This window comes from Vibrio sp. D173a (assembly GCF_030248475.1).
Map to the genome: position 1 here is coordinate 1 of NZ_JAHGAH010000436.1, position 668 is coordinate 668.

The 668-nt window shown below is 34.9% G+C and carries 1 pseudogene; it reads right to left on the reverse strand.

Features of this window, described 5'->3' with window-relative positions:
- Positions 1-524: 524 nt before the first annotated feature.
- Positions 525-662 (reverse strand): annotated as a pseudogene (locus tag KIV40_RS26540) (hydrogen peroxide-inducible genes activator); the annotation flags it as partial.
- Between the last annotated feature and the right edge of the window lie 6 nt (positions 663-668).

Below are 668 nucleotides of genomic sequence, written 5' to 3' on the forward strand. Positions count from 1 at the left end.
GCTTATTACCATCTCCAAATTTGAAATCGATTACAAGCGCACTATAGCTAGACATAAGTCTTAATCTTCATGTAGTTAATCTAACTCAAACTAACATAGAGCAAAAGGTCTAAAGTTAATAAAAAGTTAAATTCAAAGCTTTATATGGTTGTGATCTCAGTGGCTATTTCACTGCTTACTCTTCGAGGATTTACGTAATTTTATTACGTTGAAAAATTGAGCAGCACCCAGTTTAAAACAACCGTTTGATTTAGAGTAAGCGTAAGAATGTCGTTAGTCTTTAACTACTGAGAAGTATATACATCAAGGAAGTTAAACAAGGAGCAAAAAAGAATGTGTAAAACTAAGCGTGTGAAATTTCACAAATGAATGAAAGCTACTTAATAAGATCTCTATTGTTTACCGTCGAATAAAAGCACAGCAACAGAATAAAATACTAAAAAGCACACCAGATGCAGTGTGCTTTTTATCGAACTACTAATAATTTAACTTAATACTTATTGCTATTGTGAATAGAAAAAAGATTAAAGTAATTCAGAAACAACTTCTGCTAGTTGGTTGAATGTGCTTACTCGTGAAGAGCTAGGGCGCCAAACCAAGCCAATATGGCGATGCGCTTGCTGCCCCGGCGCATCAACCACCACCAAATTCTGGTTTTCAATCTAGCC